A 22,828-nucleotide genomic window follows, 5' to 3' on the forward strand; every position below is an offset into this window, starting at 1 on the left:
GCGGCAACCGACCCACCAAACCCTAAACACCCCAGTGCAGCGGGCTCATGAATAAGCCGGGCTAGAGGCGATGCCGCGAAATCGAGCCTTGATTGCTGACAACCCCTCGATCGACGGGCCACAAGCAGCGTGTCCCCCGCACGACCGAACCTGTCACGGCCTTGCGGGGGATGGGGAATGCAACAGTCCGGTCGTTCAGACGCGAACGAATTTCGATGGTCATCAAAGCGCGGTGGTTGCAGTCTGACGATCGAATATCATCGATTCGTAGCCCGAATTCCGTACCGATTGAAGTTCTGAACGGTAATTGCCGAGACCACCGAGATAAAACATCACTGCGTTTTTCTTGCCAGGAATGTTCGCCCCGAAAATCCACGATTCCGCCTTAGGGAACAGTGTCATGTTGGCAATTGTCCGGCAGGTTTCCACCCAGGCATCTTCGGCTTCCTGCGTCGGCTCGATAGTGGAGCGGCCGTCAGCTTCCATGGTTGCAATCGTGTCGGAAATCCATTCCACCTGGCTTTCGAGACTGGGAGGAAGGTTTGTGAATGGACCGTTGGGGCCCAGGATCATGAACATGTTCGGAAAGTCGGCTTCCATCATCCCGAGGTAACCCAGAGGGCCATCGGCCCACTTGTCCCGGATGGTGACGCCACCGCGTCCCCGAATATCGATCTTCGTATAGTTTCCATCGACCGCATCGAAACCTGTAGCGAAAATCACCGCGTCAAGTTCGTGTTCGATCCCACTGGCCAAGCGGATGCCTCTTGTCGTGAATTCTGCGATCGGATCGTCCTTGACGTCTGCCAGCGATACGTTTTTCCGGTTGTAAACACCGTAATAATCCGTCGCGCACAGCGGGCGCTTGGCATAGATATCGCCGGGCGTCAGTTTCCGGGCGATTTCTGGATCCTTCACGATCTTGGCAATTTTCCGCTTGATGAAGTTTGCCGCCGAGGTGTTAACCTCATCGCTGATCGCGACATCGTTGAAGGTCTCGAACATGAAGCGGAATCCACCACCGCGCTGCCACGCTTCCTCGAATACGCACTCCCGCTCGGCCTCGGGGACGTCGATTCCCGCAACGGTGCTCTCGACAAAACCGAAGGCGACATTCGAACTCTTTATCTGCTTCCAGATTTCGTCATAGTTGGCCTTGTAGGTATCGATCGTCTCAGTGTCTTCGGGCCAGTTTCCGATCGGAACGACGTATTGGGCAGATCGTTGGAATACGGTCAGGTGCTTTACCTGGGGCGCCAGGGCAATGATCACCTGAATTCCGGTTGAGCCCGTCCCGATTATGCCGACACGCTTTCCGCTGAGATCGACCCCTTCAGGCCACGCGCCTGTATGGTAAATGTCACCGGCATAGTCGTCGATGCCACAGAACGTCGGCTTGTTGATCGCCGAAAGAAGTCCCAGGCCGGTAATGAGATACTTGGCCGATGCCGTCTCACCCTTGTCCGTTACTACATGCCATAGCCCAGTCGCTTCGTCGAAACGGGTCGATACTATCTTGGTGTTGAACTGATAGCTGCTGCGCAAGTCGAAGCGGTCAGCGACATTGTTGAGATATTCCAAAATCTCGGGCTGAGTGAGATAGCGGGTCTGCCAGCTGCCTTGATCAAGGAGTTCCTTGTCGAATGAGAAGCGATAGCAGAAGCTCTCGGTATCCGAGAGCGCTCCCGGGTAACGATTCCAGTACCAGGTCCCTCCGACATCGCTCGCATTGTCATAGGCCTTTACGTGGAGACCCTGGTCATTACGCAGCTTGTGGACCGCATAGAGCCCTCCGAAGCCTCCGCCGATCACAATTGCGTCAAAGTCCGCGCCAGGGGTCTTTGTCGCGGTCACATTTCTGATCATATTTACCTCCAGCGCGGGATTTCCGCGCAAACCATTGTTGCAAGATGCGTTTTTCCGGCGGTCAAAGTGCGCGATACCACGCTGAGATCCTGAGCAATTCGTCGTCCGCCTCATGCGCGCGCCCGGCAAGGGCCGGAAAGACATGCTGCATTCCGGGGACGACCGAGAGGGTGACGGAAACGCCTGCGTTGCGAGCTTTTTCGCTCAACGACTCGGCATCGCTCAGCAATGCCTCGGCTCCACCGGCATTGATATAAAGCGGCGGGAAGCCCTGAAAGTCATTCTCGAGTGGATTGGCCAGCGGATCCAGCGGGTCCGCAGTGCCGCCAAGAAACATCGAGATCATGCCCTCGAGTATCTGGCGCCCGACAAGAGCGTCCGTCGCCGCGTTGGCTTCGAGTGTCGCGCCACGCAGCGCCATGTCCAGCCAGGGAGAAAAAGCTATGATGCTGCCCGGAAGTTGCCGGCCCAGCTCACGGAGCCGAAACGCAATGGCAATGGCGAGATTGCCGCCCGCACTGTCCCCCGCAGTCGTTATGAATCCAGGGTGGAAACCTCTTTCGATCAAACCGAGATATGCGGCGATCCCGTCTTCGATCTGGGCAGGGAACGGAAATTCGGGGGACCGCCGGTAATCGGGAATGAACGCAGTTACGCCCAGAGCGCTGGCAAGATGCCCTGCGAGCTTGCGATGACTATCTGCCGATCCCACGGCGAAACCTCCGCCGTGGGTGTAGAGAATGACGCGCGCGGAATCGGCGTCTTGCGGAAATGCCCATATTCCCGGGACTCCGCCGACTTCATCTGATTTGTAGCTTACGCCCTCGGGTTCACGTGCTGGTTTGCCCCACTCGTCGAACATACTGCGCAAATCGGCAATCGACATTGCGGGATTGGCGGCCATCCGGCTGCTCCAATCCTCGTACAATTCGCGCAGGAAATCTGCTTCCCGATTGTCCGCCATTTGGCCTCTCCATCCATCTTTTTTTGAACGCCCCAATCGATCGTTGTCCGAAACTTCGGGCGGCCGAGAGCTGATCCAGTGGAGAAGCTATGTCGTGCTTGGCTTCAGGTCTTGAATTTTACTGCGCGTTCCGTTGTCGTTTTTTGCGGCCACCCAGAGGCAGGTCTCCTAGACCCGCTCCAGCAGCAGCGCGCTTCCTTGTCCGACGCCCACGCACATAGACACAATGGCGTAGCGCCCGGTCCCTTGAGCAAGTTCAATCGCTGCGCTGCCCGTAATCCGTGCCCCGGACATGCCCAGCGGATGACCGAGCGCGATCGCTCCGCCGTTGGGATTTACGCGATGATCTTCATCATCCAGACCCAACGACCGCGTGCAGGCCAGCGCCTGGCTGGCAAAGGCTTCGTTCAGTTCGATCACGCCGATGTCGCCCATCGTCAGCGATTGCCGAGCGAGTATCTTTCTGATCGCCGGAACCGGACCGATACCCATGATCCGGGGAGGAACCCCAGCTGCCGCAGCGGTCACCACTCGGGCAAGGGGTGTCAGCCCATATCGACGAACAGCTTCCTTCGACGCCAGCAGCAATGCTGCGGCACCATCGTTCACCCCGGATGCGTTTCCTGCCGTGACGGTCCCGTCGGTACGCACGATTGGTCGTAGTCGAGCGAGGTCATCTATGGTCGTGTTCGGTTTCGGATGCTCGTCAGCGTCAATTATCGCGGCTTGCCCCCGCTTCACTGGGGCGCTGACCGCCACGATTTCCCGCGCCAATCGTCCGTTGCTGCCTGCTCTGGCAGCCTTGGCCTGCGACCGCAGGGCAAAGGCATCCTGATCGGTCCGCCCGATCGAATACTCCATCGCGACGTTTTCGGCGGTCTCGGGCATCGAGTCGACGCCATAGCTCGTCTGCATCGCCGGATTGACGAATCGCCATCCAATGGTCGTATCCTCCATGGCGACAGCGCGTGAGAACGCGGTTTCGGCTTTTAGCTGAACAAACGGGGCTCGACTCATGCTCTCCACGCCGCCAGCGATCACAAGCTGGAGTTCACCGCACCGTATCGACCGGGCACCAGTGATAACCGCCTCAAGACCTGAGGCGCAAAGGCGATTCAGGGTCAGGCCGGGAACTTCCTCGGGTAGGCCCGCGAGCAGGGCAGCCATGCGGGCCACGTTTCGGTTGTCCTCGCCTGCCTGATTTGCGCAGCCAAGCAGGACCTCATCGATCTCGACCAGGTCGATCGACCGATTTCGCTCGATCAGGGATCTGATCGGAACAGCGGCCAGATCGTCGGCGCGTACCCTGGCAAGGGCCCCGCCGTGGCGGCCGATCGGCGTGCGGATGAAATCGCAGATGAACACATCAGCCATGTCTTCAGACCTATCTTCAAGTTCAGGCATCCGCGAACGACCTGGCGTCGCGAACCAGGTTCGTGATCAGTGAAGGGACTCTCCAGCCCAGAGGGTCGGCGGACGAAAACTCGGTGATCCTTGCAACCACGCAAGCCGGAGTCAATGTGTCCGCGTGATACATCAGTCCCCCTCGCCAGCGAGGGAATCCGTAGCCATGAACCAAGACCAGATCGATGTCCTGTGTCGAGGCGGCGATTCCTTCTTCAAGAATAAGGCAGGCTTCGACGATCATGGACGTGATAATTCGATCGACAATCTGCGCCTCACTCAAAGTCCGACGGGCAAAGCCTTCTTTCGCCGAGATCGCCACGATGAGGTCTTCGACCAAGGCGGACGGCCGGAGCCGACCCGCGTCATCGTAATCATACCAGCCAGCCATCGATTTACGGCCAAGTCTACCATGCTCTTCGACCAGGCACTCGAGTATGGGAAGCATTCTTGCGTCGGCGCGGCCGTCCAGGCGTTGTCGCTGGCGATTGGCATATGCAATATCGAGACCCGACATGTCCTGGGCTTCATAGGGGCCCATGGCCATGCCGAATCCCCGCATTGCCGCATCGATGCTCGACGGTGTTGCGCCCTCGGCAAGAAGGATGTCCGCCGTTTGGCGATATCGGGTCAGTATCCGGTTTCCGATGAAGCCATCGCACACACCGGCCACGACCGGCACTTTGCCTAGCATCCTGGCGAGCGCGATGCCCACGCCAAGAGTTTCCGGAGCCGTTCTGCCACCACGCACGATCTCGAGCAGTTTCATCACGTGCGCAGGACTGAAGAAGTGCAATCCCAGGAAGCGCGCGGGCTCGGGAACACTTTCCGCCAGAAGATCGACATCCAGGTACGAGGTATTCGTTGCGAGAATTGTCGAAGGCGGCAGATTGTCACCAAGGGCTGCAAAGATAGCCTTTTTGACAGCGAAATTCTCGAACACGGCTTCGATGGCGATGTCAGCCGCCCCGAGATTTTCGAGCCCCACCACCACGTTCGTCAAACTGCTGATACTGTTAGCCTCTTTCTCGGTCAGGACCCCCTTCTTTGTGCCTTGTTCGACCAGCCCCGAGAATCGCCGCCGGGCATCTGCTGCCCGCTGGGCATCCATCTCGACCAAGGTCACCGTGATTGAGGCTCGGGCAAGGGCGTAGGCTATGCTCGCGCCCATATTCCCCCCGCCTACGACAATCGCCCGTTCGATCGGACGGTCTGGTCTTGGGTAACATGACCGGGTTGAAGCGGCGCGCTCGGCGAAGAAGATGTGGCGCAATGCCTTGGCCTGATCGGATCCGCGAAGTTCGAGGAAGGCCTCCCGCTCGCGATTCATCCCGACATCAAGGTCCCAGTCGGTACTCCCGGCCACCAGTTCCAGCGCGCGCTCGGGGGCCTTCTGCCCTCGGGCGCGGCGGGCAGCATCCCTGGCAATGGCCGACACCGCATCTGGATGTGCCGCTGGCGCGGGACGCCGGTCGGCGACCAGCATGGTATCGAGTTGATTCCGGTCCATGCCGAGAGCGGCGGCGACGGGATCGGATGCAACACTATCGACAAGTCCGATATCATGCGCCTCCCGTGCCGACAGCAGCCTTCCGTGCACAATCATGTCGAGCGCGTGGGGGATGCCCACAATACGGGGCAGACGCTGCGTTCCACCAGCGCCCGGCACTACCCCGAGCGTCACTTCGGGCAGGCCCAGCCGGGCCGAAGGTGCGGCAACCCTGCACCGGCAGGCCAGCGCAATCTCGAGGCCTCCGCCAAGCGCGCTCCCATTGATCGCAGCGATGGTCGGCACGGAGAGTTGCGCGATCTCCCGCAGCACGTCGTTCAAATGCGGCTCTATCGGAGCATCGCCAAATTCCCGGGCATCGGCCCCGGCCACGAACGCCTTGCCTGCCCCGGTTATGACAATTCGCTCGGGATCGCTGGCGGCGGCCGTGCGTATCGCCGCAAGCAGGGCGGCACGTACCGCAGCCTTCAGGAGGTTGAGCGGAGGATTGTCGATGGTCAGAAGCGCAACACGATTTCGCCACTCGATCCGCACCAGTTGCCCATCGCTCACGCACAAACTCCTGCGAAACGCGAAACGAATTTCGTGTTGAGGTAGCCATCGAAAGTCTCGCTGCCGCCTTCGGTGCCATATCCACTGTCACGGACCCCTCCGAACGGGGTTTCGGGCAAGGCCAGTCCAAAATGATTGATGCTGACCATGCCGGCCTGCAGGCATGCCGCAGCGCGGTCCGCGCGTTCAAGCGAGTTGGTGAAGACATAGGACGCCAGGCCGAACGGCAATGCGTTTGCCCGATCGATGGCATCGCTCATGTCGTCAAAGCGCGAAACCACGGCGATGGGGCCAAAAGGTTCATCCCGCATCAGCGCGATACGATCGTCCGCAGTATCGACGATAGTCGGTGCGAAGAAATAGCCCGCATTCCCCTGTCGTGTGCCGCCGGCAAGGATGGCGGCTCCACCGGCGCGCGCGTCGTCGACCAGGCGTTCCATTTCGGCAATCCGCCGGGCGTGACACACTGGCCCCATCTGGATATCGGGCTCAAGGCCGTCACCCACTTTGACCGTCGCAAAGGCATCAACCAGAGCTGCGACAAAGCGTTTGTGAACGCTCGCCTGCACAAAGAACCTGGTCGGCGATATGCAGACCTGTCCTGCGTTGCGCAGCTTGTTGCCGGCCAGCACCCTTGCGGTCGCCTCGGCGTCTGCATCATCGAAAATCAGGACAGGCGCATGACCGCCAAGTTCCATCGTGGCGCGCTTCATGTGACGACCAGCGAGTTCGGCAAGGCTCTTGCCGACTTCGACCGATCCGGTGAAGGTGATCTTGCGAACATCGGGATGGGCCACCAATGTTTCTGAAATCATTGCGGCATTGCCCCAGACGAGATTGAGGCATCCATCAGGCAATCCCGCTTCCTGCAGATAGCGGGCGATGGCCATACACGCAGACGGGGCTTCCGCAGGGCCTTTCAGGATCATTGTGCAACCGCAGGCCAATGCTGCGGCAACCTTTCGCACTGCCTGGCTCAAAGGGAAGTTCCATGGCGTGATTGCCAGGCAGACGCCCACCGGTTCCCGCAGAACCTGCTGCTGTACAGCAGGGGATCGCGATGGGATTATGCGACCGTAGATGCGACGCCCTTCTTCGGCGTGCCAATCGATATGATCGGCCGAAGAACGCACTTCAACAATCGCTTCGGCCAATGGCTTTCCCTCGTCGAGGGTAATGGCGGCTGCAATTGCCTGTTCGTTCTCACGAAGCAGATTGGCAAACCTGCGCAGTATGGCGCTGCGATCAAGCGGCGAAAGCTGCCGCCACCCTTCGAATGCCACGCGGGCCGATCTCACCGAAGCCTCGAGATCATCGGGCGTCGCTTTCGCGATAAGCCCGATCTGCTGGGCGGTCGCCGGGTTGATGACGGGCTGGGTTTCGCGCTCTTCCGGGCCGATCCACGTGCCTGCGATGAACAGTGCGATGTCTGCATAGTCATGTTGAGTCATAACAATCCTCTTCACCGTCGAGTTTTGGCAACCACGCGGAACTGGACAAACCCGATTTTATTCCGCTCTGCGGAAATATATTCCGCAATATTGACAAACCTCTTACTACCAGTGTAGAGACATTTCAAGTCGGCAACGGCCGGGGTGAGAGGAGTATTGCGGTGCGACCGCGCAAGGAGCTTTCAAAACAGGAAGGTACGGACCGCGATTTCGTGGTTGCCCTGGCGCGTGGACTCGAGGTCTTGCGCGCTTTCCGCAGGGAGGGTGAGGCGCTGGGCAACGGCGATTTTGCCGCTCGGACCGGCTTGAGCAAATCGACCATATCGAGATTGACTTATACGCTGCACCGCCTTGGCTACCTCAGCTTCGACCCGGAAACAGCCCGATACCGCCTCGCCCCGCCGGTACTTTCGCTGGGATTCTCATGCCTTGCCGGATTGCCGGTCATAGATCTGGCCAAGCCGTACATGCAGGAACTTGCAGACTATTCGGGCATGCCTGTTGCGCTGGCAGGCAGGGATCGCCTGACGATGATATACTTGGAGCGTTGCCGCGGCTCGAACCCGATCACGCTCGCGATCGACGTGGGAGCCCATATCAAACTGGCGACCACGGCCGTGGGCCGCGCCTTTCTGGCGGGGATATCCGAAGAGCGCAGATCTGAAATTATCGAGGACATCCGCCACCACGAGGGTCAGGCATGGCCGGCAATCGAGAGAGGGATAAATGATGCTCTCGAGACCTACGCCAAACACGGATACTGCCTCTCGATCGGCGAATGGAAGGCGGATGTGAACTCCGTTGCCGTGCCCTTCATCCCTGCAAACGGTGCGCCCGTTCTGGCCTTCAATTGCGGCGGGGCGGCATCTCATCTGACTCGCGACTGGATCGAAACCGACATTGCTGCCCGGCTGATTGAACTTGTCCGCAACGTCAGCGCCATTTCGCCCTGAGCCTTTAGGAAGCCCATTTCATGTCAATGGACAACGAAACTCTTTCACAGTTCCTGGACACGCTGGATCGCTTTGTTCGCGAGCGGCTCATTCCGTGCGAAACCGAGGTGGCCGAGAATGATGCAATTCCCCAGGCTCTTGCCGAGGAAATCCGGAACATGGGTCTTTTCGGCATGTCGATACCCGAGGCGTTTGGTGGCCTCGGCCTGACCATGTCCGAAGAGGTAAAGGCGGCATTTATTCTTGGTCAAGCATCTCCCGCATTCCGATCTCTGTTCGGCACGAACAACGGCATTGGATCGCAGGGTATCATCATTGACGGCACGCCTGAGCAAAGGGAGCACTACCTGCCTCGCCTAGCCACGGGCGAATTGATTTCATCCTTTGCCCTGACAGAGCCCGATGCTGGCTCCGACGCTGGCTCACTTTCCACATCCGCGAAGCGGGACAGCGAGCACTTTGTGATAAATGGCACCAAGCGCTATATTACCAACGCTCCGCTGGCAGGGTTATTTACGGTGTTCGCCCGTACCAAGCCGGGAACCAAAGGTTCCTCCGGGGTCACCGCCTTCCTCGTGGACGGGACTACCCCTGGTATCTCGTTCGGTGCACGCGATCGCAAGATGGGACAGAAGGGATCGCAGACCTGCGATGTGATCTTCCAGGATGTGCGTGTGCATGAATCGTCGATCATCGGCGGGCCTGAATTCGAAAACAAAGGGTTTCGGACAGCGATGAAGGTCCTTGATCGCGGCCGCTTACACATATCAGCTATATGCGTCGGGGCCGCCGAGCGGCTGATCAAGGAAAGCCTCGCTTACGCCCTGGAGCGTAAGCAGTTCGGTGAACCCCTAGCCGAAAAGCAGCTTATTCAGGCCATGCTGGCTGACAGCAAGGCCGAGGCTTTTGCCGCACGATGCATGATCGAGGAAACCGCTCGTCGGCGCGACGCGGGCCAGGACGTGTCAACCGACGCGGCGTGCTGCAAGATGTTCGCCAGCGAGATGGTCGGCCGGGTCGCGGATCGCGCAGTCCAGATTCATGGCGGCGCGGGCTATATGTCTGAATACCCGGTGGAGCGGTTCTACCGCGATGTGCGCCTGTTCCGTATCTACGAAGGCACCACCCAAATTCAACAACTGATAATCGCCCGAAACATGATCAAGGAAGCCGCCTTCTGATCGGAGCAACTTCCTCACCGGAGAAACTTATGGACCTCAACTTCCTGTCTTGTCCGCGCATTATTTGCAAAGCGGGATCGCTGTCCCAAGTCGGTGACCTCGTCTGCGAGCTGGGAGGCAGCCGAGTCCTGCTCGTCACCGATCCTGGCATTGTGGCTTGTGGATTTTCCGAACAGGCCATGTCCAGCCTCGGTGCGGCAGGCATCGCGGTCGAGATTTTTGACCGCGTAGCAGCAGATCCGCCCATGGCAATCGTCTCGGAAGCTGTTGGATTCGCCAAATCGTTCGGAGCCGACGCAATTATCGGCCTAGGTGGAGGAAGCTCCCTCGATACGGCCAAGGTGGTCGCGCTGGCAGCGGCGAGCGGCCAGACTATCGACGGCATGATTGGTGTCGGCAAAGCAATCGGCCAAAGGCTTCCACTCATCCAGATTCCCACAACCGCCGGCACTGGCTCGGAAGTGACGTCGGTTTCCGTCTTGACCAGTGCCAAACAGGAAAAGCTGGCTGTTTACGCGCCGCAACTGCTTCCAGACATTGCGCTGCTGGACGCAGCGCTTACACTCGGCATGCCTCGCAAGATCACGGCAGCGACCGCACTCGATGCCATGGTCCACGCCATCGAGGCTTCGACGAGCAGGACTCGCAAGAATTTGATTTCCGACGGTCTGGCAGACAAGGCCCTTTCGCTCCTGGGGCAAAACTTGCCGCGCGTCCTCGACACCCCATCGGATCTAGCCGCACGCGAAGCAATGTTGCTGGGCGCAACCCTTGCAGGCATGGCATTCATCAACGCCAGCGTGGGTTCGATCCATGCACTATCGTACCCGCTGGGAAGCCATTTTCACGTGCCGCATGGACATGGCAATGCTCTGGTTGCTGCACCAGTGATGCGCTTCAATCTGGTAGTCGCAGAAGCTGAATACGCGCATCTTGCCAAGGTATTCTTGCCGAATCGGACCTTTGCAAGCAACGCGGAGGCTGCCAATAGTCTCATTTCGGCAATGGAGGAAATGTTCGCAGCGAGCGGTCTGGAAACGCGGCTATCGCAGCTGGGCATTTCTGCCGATGCCGTTCCGGCGATGGCGCGCGAAGTCACCACGGGACTTACTCGCCTGATAGCCAACAATCCTTGCGACATGTCTTATGATGATGTCGTGTCACTATACGAAAACGTGCTATGACCTCGGGTCCCCTCACAGGAATCCGTGTCGTTGACCTCAGCCGTGTTCTCGGCGGACCATACTGCACGCAAGTTCTCGCCGACTACGGCGCCGACATCATCAAGATCGAACCACCTCAAGGAGACGAGACGCGAGGATGGGGCCCTCCATTCAAGGATGGTCTCAGCGCCTATTTTTCGGGCGCAAATCGCAACAAGCGATCGATCGGCATCGACGTTGGCAAGCCCGAAGGACGCACGGTCGTGCTCAAGCTGCTGGAGAGCGCGGATGTGCTGGTCCACAACTTCAAGAGCGGGACTTTGGAAAAATGGGGGCTGGGCTACGATCAAGTGCTTCAAGCGCTGTTCCCGAAGCTTGTCCTTTGTCATGTGACGGGCTTCGGCGCTGACGGTCCCCTGGGCGGACATCCGGGTTATGACGCGGTGGTCCAAGCAATGACCGGATTGATGAGCATCAACGGCGACCCCGGAAACGGGCCGGTCCGTATGGGCACTCCGGTGGTTGATATCGGGACCGGCCTTATTGCCTGCAATGCAATCCTTGCCGCATTGATCGAGCGCGGCAGATCGGGGCTTGGCCAGAAAATCGAGGTTCCGCTCTACGACTGTGCGATCAGCATGCTGCATCCTCAGGCCGCCAACGCCCTGATGTCAGGCAAAATTCCGGTAGCAACGGGCAACGGACATCCGAACATCGTGCCTTATGACATGTTTGAGACGCGCACCGGAAAGATCTATCTTGCCGTTGGCAACAATGGCCAGTTCGCCAAACTTTGTGCAGTTTTGAAACGCCCGGATATTGCCGTGGACGCCCGCTTCGTCGATAATGCCGCAAGAATCGCGCATCGCAGGGAACTTGGCGAGTTGCTGACGCAATGCCTTGCCGAGCTTGAGGCCGAAACTCTCGAACATATGCTGCTGAATGCCGGCGTGCCGACAGGCGTTGTGCGCAACGTGAGCGAGGCGCTGGCGCATCCCCATACCATTCACCGAAACATGGTGGTGAAGATGGGCAATTACAGCGGCACGGGAATTCCGGCACTGTTCGGCCGGACGCCCGGGTCTATCCGCAGTGCACCGCCAAGCTTCGGGCAGGACAGCCGGTGCATTCTGCTTGAATCTGGGTACAGCGAAGCTCAAATTGCACAGATGGAAGAGCAAGCCATAGTGTTTGGTGCAGGAGAGAACGAAACTGGCCAGGTTTGAAATGGCCGATCTCGACTGAGATTTTTCCAATCACCATGCGCTCTGGGTTGGGGGGTGAGCCATGAATGATCTAATTCCGCCAGAAGATATCACGAAATGGATTCCTGGACGCAAAACGATCGACAGCACTGCACAAGGCTGGCGCGGATTAACATTAATGGGTTATCGTTACGCTGGCCTCGAAGTCGAGATTCCGCCGATGCGGGATTATATGATCGTGGTCTATCAAGACGCCGATACCAGCATGCGCCGTCGTTGCAATGGCCCTTGGCAAACCGAGAAACTTCGGCCGGGCTCCATTTCCCTGCTCACACGGGGTGAACAATCGACGTGGCAATGGGACGATGCGATCAACGTCAGGCATATCTATCTTGGCCATAGTGCGATCAGCGAAACCGCTGCCCAAATATTTGACCGGGACCTCGCGAGCATCGATATTGCAGACCGTGTTTGTACGACGGATAATATGATCCAATTCTGTCTAAATATGCTTGAACAGGAATACAGTGGTTTTGGAGTAGGCGAGTGCCTCTTCATTGATGCATTACGAACGCAACTTGCAGTCCACCTGATCAGAAACTATGCTGATATTGCAATAAAGGAAACTCATATTGGTACTTTAGGATCAAATTTGCGGAAGGTGGTTTCAGAGTACATCGAGGAATCGCTAGGCGATCGAATTCATCTCGAGGATTTGGCATCGATCGCGGGATTAAGCCCGTTTCATTTTTCCCGAAGGTTCAAGCTCGAATTCGGCGTGACACCACATGCATTCGTAATTCAACGAAAAATTAAGAAAGCAAAGGCATTGCTTCTCAAACGGGATCTGCCTTTGAAAGCGATTGCGGCTGATTGCGGTTTCTCCGATCAAAGCCATATGAACAGAACATTCAGAAAGGTGTTAGGCATTACACCAGCGGAATATCGCCGATCTGCCTAGCACTACTTTGGCAGAAATGTGATTTTGGGGATTCCCCTGACGTCGAATGCGTGATTCATGGAGAGCCAGCTTTGACGGAGGCTGGCGATGGGCGAGAACTGGCAGGCAGACTTGGAGCGGTGGCTTGGAGCGGTGGCTTGGCCCGTATTTGGAGGGGCTGGGGAACAAGACAGGACGTCGGATGTGTCCGGCCTATATCGCCGGCCTGATTGGGCCGGGTGATCGCAAGAGCATTCAGCCCATGGCGGCCCGGTCGGACGCGGTCGCTTATGACCGGCTGCATCATTTCATCGGTGCCGGCCTGTGGGACAGCGCCCCGCTGGAAGCGACCTTGTGGAGCCAGGCGGACGAACTGGTTGGCGGTGACGACGCTTGGCTGATCATCGACGACACCGCCCTGCCGAAGAAGGGCAAGGCGTCAGTGGGTGTCGCACCCCAATACGCCACGGCGCTGGGCAAGAACGCGAACTGCCAGACGCTGGTGTCAGTGACGTTGGCCTCCGGCGAAGTTCCACTCATGCTGAGCTTGCGTTTGTTCCTACCGGAAAGCTGGACGAGCGATGTTGGGCGGATGGACAAGGCCGGCGTGCCTGCTTCCTTGCAGGAATATCGCACGAAGCCAGAGATCGCGATCGAGGAGATCGATCGCGTTATCGCGGCCGGGGTGCGCTTCGGCTGCGTGCTGGCCGATGCCGGTTATGGGTTGTCCGCTCCGTTCCGGCAGGCACTGAGCGAGCGCGGCCTGTGCTGGGCCGTCGGCATCCCCCCGGCACCAGAAGATCTACCCGGCCGACGTGCAACTGATCTTTCCGGTCGCTGGTCGCGGGCGGCCCCGGGTGCGGCACGTGCCGGACGTCAAATCCCGGGCCGCACACACCATGCTCGAAGCCGCGAAGTGGCGTCAGGTTAGTTGGCGCAAGGGAACGAAGGGACGCCTAGCCGCACGCTTTGCCGCCGTGCGTGTGCGCATCGCCGACGGAGCTCCCCAGCGGATCGGCTCCGCCGGAGCCCAGCACATGCCGGGGGAGGAAGCCTGGCTGGTGGGCGAGCATCGCTCGAACGGCGAACGCAAATGCTATCTCTCGAACCTGCCCGCCGGCACCCCGGTCAAGGACCTGGCCGGCGCAATCAAAGCGCGCTGGATATGCGAGCAAGCTCATCAGCAACTCAAGGAAGAGCTCGGCCTGGATCACTTCGAGGGCCGGTCCTGGACCGGACTCCACCGCCACGCTTTAATGACCATGATGGCCTATGCCTACCTCCAAAGCCGCCGGATCGCTCAGGCGGGACGGAAAAAAAAGAGTCCTTGGCCCGCCGCCGCAACCCACACTGCCAGCAGTGCGCCAAGCCATTCTTGACCACCTGTCACGCTCTCCACCGCCCCAATGTCCTCGCTGCGGATGCCTCTTGAACGCAAGGTCAACCAAACTTCTGCCAAAGTAGTGCTAGGGTCTCGGCCTTTGCATACCATTCGTGCCCCGCAGGGAGGTCCCCAAGCTCGATGTGGACAGCGCCCAACAAAGTGCATGGTCTATAGTCGCTTGAGGTCAGTTGATGCGCTTCGCTTGCCAGTGCCTTCGCCTCGTCGAGGCGGCGCAGGTCACGCATTGCTCCGCCACGCGTTGTCGCCAAGGCCGACCTAAGTTTGGGATTTGATCCGACCTTTGCCAAGGCCGCGTCGGTCAGACGCAAAGCTCGCTCCGGTTCACCAGCCTTACGCCAATGCCCGCTCGCATTCACGGCATTCCAGGGATCACCGCTGCTTTCCCATGCTTTGGTCAGGGCTTCGGCTTCCAACGCATGCCAGGCTCTCTGCAGTTCGTCGGTCCAGCAGTAATCGGCCTCGGTCTTGAGCCATGCGAGGTCCTCGACAGTGAGGCGTTGCCCGGTGGCGACCTGCCTGAGTAGCGCCATCACGCGCCGATAATCTTCGCTTTCGATATATCCCACGCCGAAGCGTTGCCGCAGTTCCTTGGCCTCTCGATTTCGACGGAGGGCGGGGTCATTAGCCATGGCGGCGAAGGTTGCCTTGACCGCAGCGGCTCTGGCATCAGCGCGTTCCGCCAATTCTGCCGCATCCTTCACGGCCTTGACCGAAGCCTCTTCAATGCGCGCGGCTTGCTCCTGCTCGGCCGCGGCCTGAAACTCTCCCAGGGTTGCCTTACCGTCCGTCAAGGTGACGAGTGCATGCAGGCCGGTCGTGGCGAGAAACTGCCGCTGTAGCGTGGCCACCTGCTCGCCTGCATCGATCCTCAAGAGAATCCCGTTTAACCGGGCGCCCAGTTGAGTGGCGCCGGGGAGGTCCTCAAGAAAATAGCGTTCCGCTAGGTCCGTGTGGTGAGATCGTGTCATTGCCCTATTTTACGCTCGCGGTCCTGCGCGCCGAGGATATCTTCACTTCCGACATCGTGCGACTTTCTATGTGGCACGCTGGCCTTTTGGATCTCTTAACATCTCAAGGCGAGCTCGTCGTATGGCCGTGAGCCTATTGCCTGCTGTTGACATGATGCTGGAAGAAAAGGAGCTCGGCGCCATGCAAAGTGAATCGACCATCCGCCGCCTGCATGTCCCGGTATTGCGACCCGAAGACGTGATCCATCACCTCGGATCTCCAACGCATTGGCAGCCAGGTCGTTCTGCCAAATCGGTGGCTGATCTCTGGTTTTCTGTGAACGGGCTTCCGCCTTCAGTGAAATCGGCTCTCAATCATGACCCCGCGTTCAAGGGAGCTACATTGGTCGATGCGTTTTTTGAGCGCCCGGTCGACCTTGGTGATGGTCAGCGACCGAGTCAGACCGACCTCATGGCGATCCTTCGTCTTAATAGGCACCTTGGTGTTCTGGCCGTCGAGGCGAAAGTGGACGAGACTTTCGGCCCGACAGTCCAGGAGTGGCTTTCAGAAGCAAAAGGGGATGCGACCGCACGCCCGGCACGCCTGGAGCGGCTATGCCGAAATCTCGATCTCGATCCGGCGACGGTCGGGAAAATTCGATACCAACTCATTCACCGCACGGCCTCCGCAGTCATCGAAGCCCAACGCTATTGCGCGCGCGATGCAGCGATGATCGTTCAGAGCTTTTGCCCGAAACGCTCTTGGTTTGACGACTACCGGGCCTTTGCCGAGGCCATGGGTTTTCCAGATGCGCCAGTCGGCGCAATCACTCCGGCAAAGGTCTGCGACGGCGTTGCGCTGCGGATCGGATGGGTAGCGGAGCCAAACGGAGGGGCGATCAAGCGGCTCGGGACGGCACGAACCGTTCCTGCGCTCACGGAATTGGGCCGGGTACAGCTGTCGAAATCCTTCTTCATGCGTGACATGCTCTATTCGGAAGTGGCCATGGTCCACGGGCTCAACAACGCGCCCGATGACCCGGACCTAGCCATTAAGGCGGGCAAGCGGCTGTGCGAGGACCTGCTCGAGCCACTGCAGGATCAGTGGGGGCGGATCGCGATCCGCTCGGCTTACCGCTCGTGCGAGGTGAACGGCTTCTGCAACGAAATGCAGCGCAAGAAGAAGGCTGGCTACACCTGCGCGTCCAACGAGAGCAACTACGCCGGACACATTTGGGATCGCCTTGACGCCGGAGGCTGCTTGGGGGCGATGGCCTGCGTAGTCGTTCCCAGTTTCTGGGCGAACAATCAGGAGCCAGGTGATTGGCGGATCCTGGCGCGATGGATTCACGAGAATCTGCCTTATTCGACGCTGTATTTCTTTCCGACCTATTGGGCGTTCAACATCGGCTGGCATGAGCGGCCCGAACGGACGATCAAAAGCTATGCGGAGCCGGCAGGCCTATTCACGCCTTAAGATGGAAAAGCGAACAGACGTAATCATGGAGGCAAGGTCGCCTGTCTCGGGTCGACGCCAAGTCAGCAATAGCTCGACCGCACCCTCCCTTGCGCAATCAGCAAGCCTCCGTTAAGGCGTTACCTATTAGGTAACGAAAATGAGCCATTCTCTTGGATATCGATTTTCGAAAGCGCAAGCTCGAGAAGACCTTCAATGCGCAGGCAGAATTGCTCAAAGCCTATGGGACACCCATGGCCAAGGCGATCATGAAGCGCATGACGGTGCTTCGTGCTTCGCGCGACCTGAGTCTGGTGCCGGTTACGCCTCCCGAACGAAGGCATCAGCTGACCGAGCACCGGGACGAGCAGTTTGCAGTCGACTTGGTTCATCCCAAGCGACTGATTTTTGAAGTGAACCATGATCCAATCCCTCGCAACGAAGACGGGGGAATCGATCTAACCAAGGTGACAGCGATAACGATCATCGAAGTGGTCGATTATCACTGATGGAGAATGCAACGATGGCGACCGCAGCCAATCAGTTCCGACCGGACTATGCCGTTCCACCCGGCTGGATCCTCGAAGAACGCCTGGAAGTCCATGGCATGTCACAAGCTGAGTTCGCTCGGCGATGCGGGCGCTCGGCCAAGCTCATCAGCGAGATTATTGCCGGCAAGGCACCACTTGAACCGGAAACTGCAATCCAGTTCGAGAAGGTTCTCGGAGTTGACGCCGATCTGTGGCTCTCGATCGAGTCCGGTTACCAGCTCCATCGAGCCCGTGAGGCTGACGCAGCACGGGCAAAGGACGCTATCGCCTGGTCGAAGACATTCCCCATCAATGACTTGGTAAAGCGCCGCTGCTTCCCAAAGCCCGTCAATCCCGTCGACGCGGTCTCGAAGCTGCTTGCGTTCTTCGGCGTAGGATCGCTCGACGCTTGGAATAGCCAGTACGGCTTGGCGAAGGTTGCCTATCGGCACTCACCGTCGTTCAAAAGCAATGAAGTTGCGCTCGCGACCTGGCTGCGTCTCGGCGAACTCGATGCGGAGCAGCAGGAGTGTGCAGATTATAGCGAAACGCAGTTCAAGCTGGCGTTGAAGCAGATCCGTGCCCTCACGCGTGAACCCGTCGAGCGAGCCGTTCCCCTTGTGCGCGCGCTCTGCAACGAGGCCGGTGTCGCAGTCGCTTTAGTGCCGCCGCTTGCAAAGACCGCGCTTAGTGGCGCCGCATGGTGGATTTCGCCTCGTAAGCCCGTGATCCAGCTCAGTGCACGCCATAAATCAGACGACCATTTGTGGTTCAGCTTCTTTCACGAAGCCGCGCACATTCTGCTCCACAGCAAGAAGAACGTTTTCGTCGATGACAAGTCGCGCGATGGCACCGACGAGGAAAAGGAGGCCGATGCATGGGCCTGCAACACTCTCGTTCCGACTTCCGCGTGGAGACAGTTCGTCGCAACCGAACCGCGCAGCGAACGGGCGGTTCTCGACTTTGCTGACAGCCAGGGTATCGCGCCAGGCATTGTCGTCGGCATGCTTCAACACAGCGGCATCTTGCCTTGGACCCATTTGAATGGCCTGAAGATCCGCCTCAAGTGGTCAACCGGCGCCGAGGATTGAGCGGTCGTGCGCCTCGCTCTGACGGGGCAACGCTCGAGCCGGCGGATTCACGCTAGCTGCATGCCGATCCAGATGACGCGCCCTACGATCTGTATCGCGTTTCTGATTAGTCCATCCCAGTTGGGATAGTTTGGATTGTCAGTCAGTACGGCGATGCGGTTTCGCGCCGGTTCGAGCGCGATCCTTCGTACCAGCAATCCGGTATCGGCTCGGATGACGTAGAGTCCGTCGCGAGGATTTTCGTTGGCGAGATAGCGCTGAATCAGCACCTCATCGCCATCCCGCAATGTCGGATACATCGCGTCGCCTTCGATTCTGACGATCGAAACTCCCGTCGGCTTGTGACTGAGACTGCGCAGCCATGCCTCGTCGACCAGACGGACACGCCCAAGGCTATCGTCAGCATCGGTGGCGCCAAGAACCGGGATCGCAATCGTCGATAGCCCCGCGCTTTCCGGAACCTCGTCTCCGCCAAAGACAGCGGCGGGGACGCCAAAATGAACCGACAGCTGCGCGATGTCGCTGTCGTCGAGATGCGCCGGGCTACCCCGCTTGATGAACTGTTGGATGTAGGCCGCATTCCGGCTCAGCAGGCGCGAGACTGACGAATAAGATTCGCCCCGTTCCTTGATTAGCTCGTCGAGCGCGCGGCGAGGATCGAGCTTGGCCATTCCTACGATTTCCTAGAACATGTTTCGTAATTCGAAGGAGCAATCCCATTCGGCGAATCCATTTCCGATTGCTACCCTCACATTGGTTTGCGGACGTCGGAAGTTTGCAGGGCTCCTGCCGCGAGATTAAATGACGCCGCGCCAAAATGCTATGTTTTCATGGAGGATAGTGTTGGCAGGTCGGAGGTACTGGGTTGGTTTGGATACCGGAGTTGCGGAAACAGCAGTGTGCCTCATCGACGAATTCGGTGAAATCCTGTTCGAAGGAAAACGAGAAACGCATGCTGGCCAGATAAAGGATATCCTGCGCCCATTTGGTGTCGAAGCGGTGCAGCGCATCACCATCGAAGCGGGCGTAGGCACTCACATGGTGCGTGAACTCCAGGCTCAGGGCTTTCCCGTCTATGTCGCTGAGGTTCGTCGTGCCTCCAAGTTCCTCGCTATCCGGCGGCAGAAGACTGACTCCAACGATGCGAGAGGGCTTGCGGAGCTCGGCCGCGTCGGACGCACCATCGGGGCAGAGGTCTTCGTAAAGCCACTCGACTGTCAGAACTTGCGCAGCCTCCTCAATGTCCGCAAGAACCTCATTCAGCAGCGCATGAAGATCGACGCCCTGGTTCAGTCCATCGTCCGTTTGCACGGAGGAAAGCTGAAGACGAGCAGCGGGGTTGGCAGGCTCGCGAGCGGCATCGAAGATCAGCTGGAAATTCTGCGGGCGGACGGGCTCGATGTCGATGCCGACGTCCGGCCGCTCATTTCGATTGCGGAAAACCTTCGTTCGCATATTGCAGGAATGGACAAGCGGCTCCGTGCGGCAGCTCTTGCTCATCCGGTTTGTTCAAACCTCATGACCGTCCCTGGCGTCGGTCCAATCACCGCCTTGTCCTTTTACAGCGCCATCGGCGATCCGTCGCGCTTTCAGCGAACCCGCGATGTTGGCCCCTATTTCGGATTGACCCCAACAATCCATCAGTCGGGCGTTCTCGCCCGGGTCGGCCGGATCAGCAGGTTCGGTAGCAAGCTCACGCGGACTCACCTGGTTTCGGCTGCCACCGTCTTGCTGTGCTCGACAAAGACGGAAAGCGCACTGCAGGCATGGGGGCTGACACTGAGGAAGAAAGTAGGCTTGTCGAAAGCCAGGGTTGCTGTGGCTCGAAAGCTGGCGGTCGTCATGCTTCACATGTGGAAGTCTGGATCCTCCTTTGACCCGGCTCGCACATGACAAGTTCCTCCTGACGGAGGGGCAGGCCTGGACCCCGCATCGTTTTCTGGGGCTCTCACCCCGGCGTAGGTAATTGGGCCAGGCCTGCCGATCACAGCCGCCAGACTATCCATTCCAATCGCGTGTTGGACGAGATCGCCTGAGAGTACGCGGGCCAAGTTGGAACGCTTCATGAACGGTTTTCTGCGGGCCTTTCGGTCCCTACAAGGCTAGATTTTCTGCTTTTGTTCACGGTGCAAAAATGGCGGAAATCCGCCATTTTTTGAAGATTCGAGTCCTAGCAAAAGACTCGAACCTCTAAACCACACCGAAATGCGGGCTTTTGTGCGGGCCTTCGCAAAAACCACATCGTCTATGTTGCTGTTATAACACAGAAAAAATTATTCGATGCGGGTCCTCTTCTGGCACCAAGGGCTTTTCCGGCAACGTCCGGGGAAGTCCAGCAAGTGACTGGTTTCCAAGCATTTTTGGTCGGAAAATCACCGGCAATCGTCCGGGACCGTCCGGCTGAATCCAGCTACAGGACCCCCATTTTGTGGGTCTTATTGGGGGTTCTGCCCCGGTTCCGGCCAAAGCTGGGACCCACATAATGCTCACACATATCAAGATCACTTCCGCCAAGCAGGGCTCTAAGCCCTACGCCCTTTATGACGCGGAGGGGCTGCTGCTTTCCGTCCAGACCAACGGGTCGAAGCTATGGCGTTTTCGCTATCGCCATCTCGGACGACAGAAGACGCTGCATATCGGCCCGTGGCCCGAGATTTCGTTGGCCGATGCCCGCATCCGACGCGACGAGGCACGCAAGCAGGTTGCCTCGGGACTCGACCCCGCGCAGCTGAAGCTCGCCGAACGCAAGGCGGCGAAGATCGCGGCCGCCAACACGCTTCGGACGGTTGGCGACGAATGGTATCAAAAGTGCGTCGACGAGGCGCTGGCGCCCATCACGCTGCGCAAGATTCGCTGGTTGCTCGACATCGCCAACCAGACGCTGGGACATGCGCCGGTCACGGAGATCACGCCGCCTGACTGCATTGCGGTGCTGCGCAAGCTGGAGGGAACTGGCCGTCGTGAGAGTGCGCGCCGCCTGAGGAGCGTGCTGTCGCGCGTCTTCCGCTACGCGATCCACACTGGCCGATTGATCGACAACCCCGCGGGCGAGTTGCGGGGCGCGATCGCCGCGCCGATCGTCACACACATCGCCGCGATCACGAAAGCGCCCGAGGTAGGCGCGCTCATGCGCAGCATCGACGGATATGAAGGCCATGCCGTCACCGTCTTTGCCCTGCGCCTTAGTCCGCATGTCTTTGTCAGGCCCGGCGAGCTGCGCCGCTGGGAATGGGAGGAGATCAACTGGGAGAAGGCATATTGGGACATCCCGCCCGAAAAGATGAAGCGGCGCATCCCGCTGCGGGTGCCCCTGTCCCGTCAGGTCCAGGCGATGATCCTCGAACTGTGGGAGATCACCGGCGGCGGGAAATATCTGTTTCCGTCATTCCGCACGCCGACCCGCTCGATGTCGGAAAACACGATCAATGCCGCGCTTCGCTCACTCGGTTACGGCCCGGATCAAATGACTGCGCACGGCTTCCGGTCGATGGCGGACACGTTGCTTAACGAAAGCGGGCTATTCCTGCCCGACGCGATCGAACGGCAACTCGCGCACCAGGATAAGAATGCCGTTCGCCGCATCTATGCCCGCGGCGAGTTCTGGAGCGAGCGCGTCCGCATGATGCAATTTTGGTCGGACCAACTCGACGAGCTAAAAGAGAAAGTGGAAGTACCCGAAACGAAGGTCAATGCGCGGACCGGCGGTCGCCCGACGTTCGGGATGCAGGTCGTCCAATCGCACAAAGCTCTGCCCGCAGTAGCATTGGCAAGCGGTTAGGCCGATGGGGCGCCGGCCACAAAACGCTTGAGGTCTGCAAAGGAGATCAGGGTCGAGCGCCCGATCTTCTTCGCCGGCAGGTCGCCTGACTGAATCAGCTCGTAAATCCGCGATCGGCTGAGGCCTGTGAGTTTGACCGCCGTGGCGACACGTACGGTCAATGGCTCGAGGATGGGGCCACCTTCCGCTGCCAGTGTGGGAACTGGAGGCGGGGGGTAAGAGCCGCGGATCATGTCGCGTCCCGACGTGCAAAACCGCGATCGCCATCGATGAATGCCTGCAACATCGCCGGTATCAGCTCCGCGACATATCCTGACAGTCCAGCGCTAATGTGAATTCCAGCGCCATTTTTGCGAACCTGTTTCACGCCGCCATCTCCTCGGCCTGGGGCTGCTGGGCATGCATCCAATCGGCTGCGGCCTGGGCCTTGCT

The 22,828-nt window shown here is 58.9% G+C and carries 19 protein-coding genes and 1 pseudogene; 11 read left to right on the forward strand and 9 right to left on the reverse strand.

All coding sequences use genetic code 11. The features are described from left to right. Nucleotides 1-222: 222 nt before the first annotated feature. The 5 genes from EH199_RS10970 to EH199_RS10990 all read right to left on the reverse strand — a co-directional run bounded on the left by EH199_RS10970 (nt 223) and on the right by EH199_RS10990 (nt 7,747). The gene (locus tag EH199_RS10970; protein ID WP_029995535.1) at nt 223-1,866 is read right to left on the reverse strand and encodes an NAD(P)/FAD-dependent oxidoreductase; all 1,644 of its coding nucleotides are present in this window, start codon (nt 1,864-1,866) and stop codon (nt 223-225) included. 61 nt (nt 1,867-1,927) lie between these two features. Continuing rightward, on the reverse strand, nt 1,928-2,830 hold the full coding sequence (locus EH199_RS10975) for an alpha/beta hydrolase (RefSeq protein WP_029995534.1): 903 nt from the start codon (nt 2,828-2,830) through the stop codon (nt 1,928-1,930). A 168-nt stretch (nt 2,831-2,998) separates the two neighbouring features. Beyond that, the gene (gene pcaF / locus EH199_RS10980; RefSeq protein WP_029995533.1) at nt 2,999-4,204 is read right to left on the reverse strand and encodes a 3-oxoadipyl-CoA thiolase; all 1,206 of its coding nucleotides are present in this window, start codon (nt 4,202-4,204) and stop codon (nt 2,999-3,001) included. 22 nt (nt 4,205-4,226) lie between these two features. Next, on the reverse strand, nt 4,227-6,296 hold the full coding sequence (locus tag EH199_RS10985) for an FAD-dependent oxidoreductase (protein ID WP_223806615.1): 2,070 nt from the start codon (nt 6,294-6,296) through the stop codon (nt 4,227-4,229). Continuing rightward, nucleotides 6,293-7,747, reverse strand: coding sequence for an NAD-dependent succinate-semialdehyde dehydrogenase (locus tag EH199_RS10990; RefSeq protein WP_029995531.1), 1,455 nt, complete (start codon nt 7,745-7,747; stop codon nt 6,293-6,295). The genes EH199_RS10985 and EH199_RS10990 overlap by 4 nt, the downstream gene beginning before the upstream one ends. A gap of 161 nt (nt 7,748-7,908) precedes the next feature. Here EH199_RS10990 and EH199_RS10995 point away from each other — a divergent pair, with 161 nt between their 5' ends. The 6 genes and pseudogenes from EH199_RS10995 (at nt 7,909) to EH199_RS11020 (ending at nt 14,568) form a co-directional block, all read left to right on the forward strand. Further along, nucleotides 7,909-8,700: an IclR family transcriptional regulator gene (locus tag EH199_RS10995; protein ID WP_029995530.1), complete on the forward strand. Its 792-nt coding sequence runs from the start codon at nt 7,909-7,911 to the stop codon at nt 8,698-8,700. Between the two features lie 20 nt (nt 8,701-8,720). After that, a complete protein-coding gene (locus EH199_RS11000; RefSeq protein ID WP_029995529.1) occupies nt 8,721-9,881 on the forward strand; it encodes an acyl-CoA dehydrogenase family protein in 1,161 nt (386 codons plus the stop codon). A 29-nt stretch (nt 9,882-9,910) separates the two neighbouring features. Further along, complete coding sequence (locus EH199_RS11005) at nt 9,911-11,065, forward strand: iron-containing alcohol dehydrogenase (protein WP_029995528.1); 1,155 nt, start codon at nt 9,911-9,913, stop codon at nt 11,063-11,065. Next, nucleotides 11,062-12,270 (forward strand): CaiB/BaiF CoA-transferase family protein, encoded by a 1,209-nt coding sequence (locus tag EH199_RS11010; RefSeq protein WP_051170537.1) that lies wholly within the window; start codon nt 11,062-11,064, stop codon nt 12,268-12,270. The genes EH199_RS11005 and EH199_RS11010 overlap by 4 nt, the downstream gene beginning before the upstream one ends. Before the next feature lie 61 nt (nt 12,271-12,331). Then, nucleotides 12,332-13,210 carry a helix-turn-helix domain-containing protein gene (locus EH199_RS11015; protein WP_081663831.1) on the forward strand — a complete coding sequence of 293 codons (879 nt, stop codon included), beginning with the start codon at nt 12,332-12,334 and terminating at the stop codon, nt 13,208-13,210. Nucleotides 13,211-13,256: 46 nt separating this feature from the next. Further along, nucleotides 13,257-14,568 (forward strand): annotated as a pseudogene (locus tag EH199_RS11020) (IS701 family transposase). A 61-nt stretch (nt 14,569-14,629) separates the two neighbouring features. Here EH199_RS11020 and EH199_RS11025 read toward each other — a convergent pair. After that, entirely contained in the window at nt 14,630-15,466 is an 837-nt protein-coding gene (locus EH199_RS11025) for a hypothetical protein (RefSeq protein WP_124809293.1), read from the reverse strand. 217 nt (nt 15,467-15,683) lie between these two features. On the opposite strand from EH199_RS11025, the gene EH199_RS24375 reads away from it, so the two are divergent. From EH199_RS24375 to EH199_RS11040, 3 genes are all read left to right on the forward strand, one after another. Continuing rightward, nucleotides 15,684-17,018, forward strand: coding sequence for a hypothetical protein (locus tag EH199_RS24375; protein ID WP_181951813.1), 1,335 nt, complete (start codon nt 15,684-15,686; stop codon nt 17,016-17,018). A 152-nt stretch (nt 17,019-17,170) separates the two neighbouring features. After that, complete coding sequence (locus EH199_RS11035) at nt 17,171-17,506, forward strand: killer suppression protein HigA (protein ID WP_124809294.1); 336 nt, start codon at nt 17,171-17,173, stop codon at nt 17,504-17,506. A 14-nt stretch (nt 17,507-17,520) separates the two neighbouring features. After that, entirely contained in the window at nt 17,521-18,618 is a 1,098-nt protein-coding gene (locus tag EH199_RS11040; RefSeq protein ID WP_164975688.1) for a HigA family addiction module antitoxin, read from the forward strand. 47 nt (nt 18,619-18,665) lie between these two features. On the opposite strand, the gene EH199_RS11045 is transcribed toward EH199_RS11040, so the two are convergent. Continuing rightward, a complete protein-coding gene (locus EH199_RS11045) occupies nt 18,666-19,289 on the reverse strand; it encodes a S24 family peptidase (protein ID WP_124809296.1) in 624 nt (207 codons plus the stop codon). Between the two features lie 151 nt (nt 19,290-19,440). Here EH199_RS11045 and EH199_RS11050 point away from each other — a divergent pair, with 151 nt between their 5' ends. Both EH199_RS11050 and EH199_RS11055 read left to right on the forward strand, forming a co-directional pair. Then, entirely contained in the window at nt 19,441-20,511 is a 1,071-nt protein-coding gene (locus EH199_RS11050) for an IS110 family transposase (protein ID WP_223806618.1), read from the forward strand. Nucleotides 20,512-21,100: 589 nt separating this feature from the next. Beyond that, nucleotides 21,101-22,396: an integrase arm-type DNA-binding domain-containing protein gene (locus EH199_RS11055; RefSeq protein ID WP_124809298.1), complete on the forward strand. Its 1,296-nt coding sequence runs from the start codon at nt 21,101-21,103 to the stop codon at nt 22,394-22,396. On the opposite strand, the gene EH199_RS11060 is transcribed toward EH199_RS11055, so the two are convergent. Then, nucleotides 22,393-22,629 (reverse strand): helix-turn-helix domain-containing protein, encoded by a 237-nt coding sequence (locus EH199_RS11060; protein WP_124809299.1) that lies wholly within the window; start codon nt 22,627-22,629, stop codon nt 22,393-22,395. The genes EH199_RS11055 and EH199_RS11060 overlap by 4 nt on opposite strands. Beyond that, entirely contained in the window at nt 22,626-22,763 is a 138-nt protein-coding gene (locus tag EH199_RS11065; protein ID WP_223806616.1) for a DUF2274 domain-containing protein, read from the reverse strand. Before EH199_RS11065 ends, EH199_RS11060 begins: the two co-directional genes overlap by 4 nt. Nucleotides 22,764-22,828: the final 65 nt, after the last annotated feature.

The sequence above is a fragment of the Novosphingobium sp. LASN5T genome (assembly GCF_003856955.1).
Classification (GTDB): Bacteria; Pseudomonadota; Alphaproteobacteria; order Sphingomonadales; family Sphingomonadaceae; genus Novosphingobium.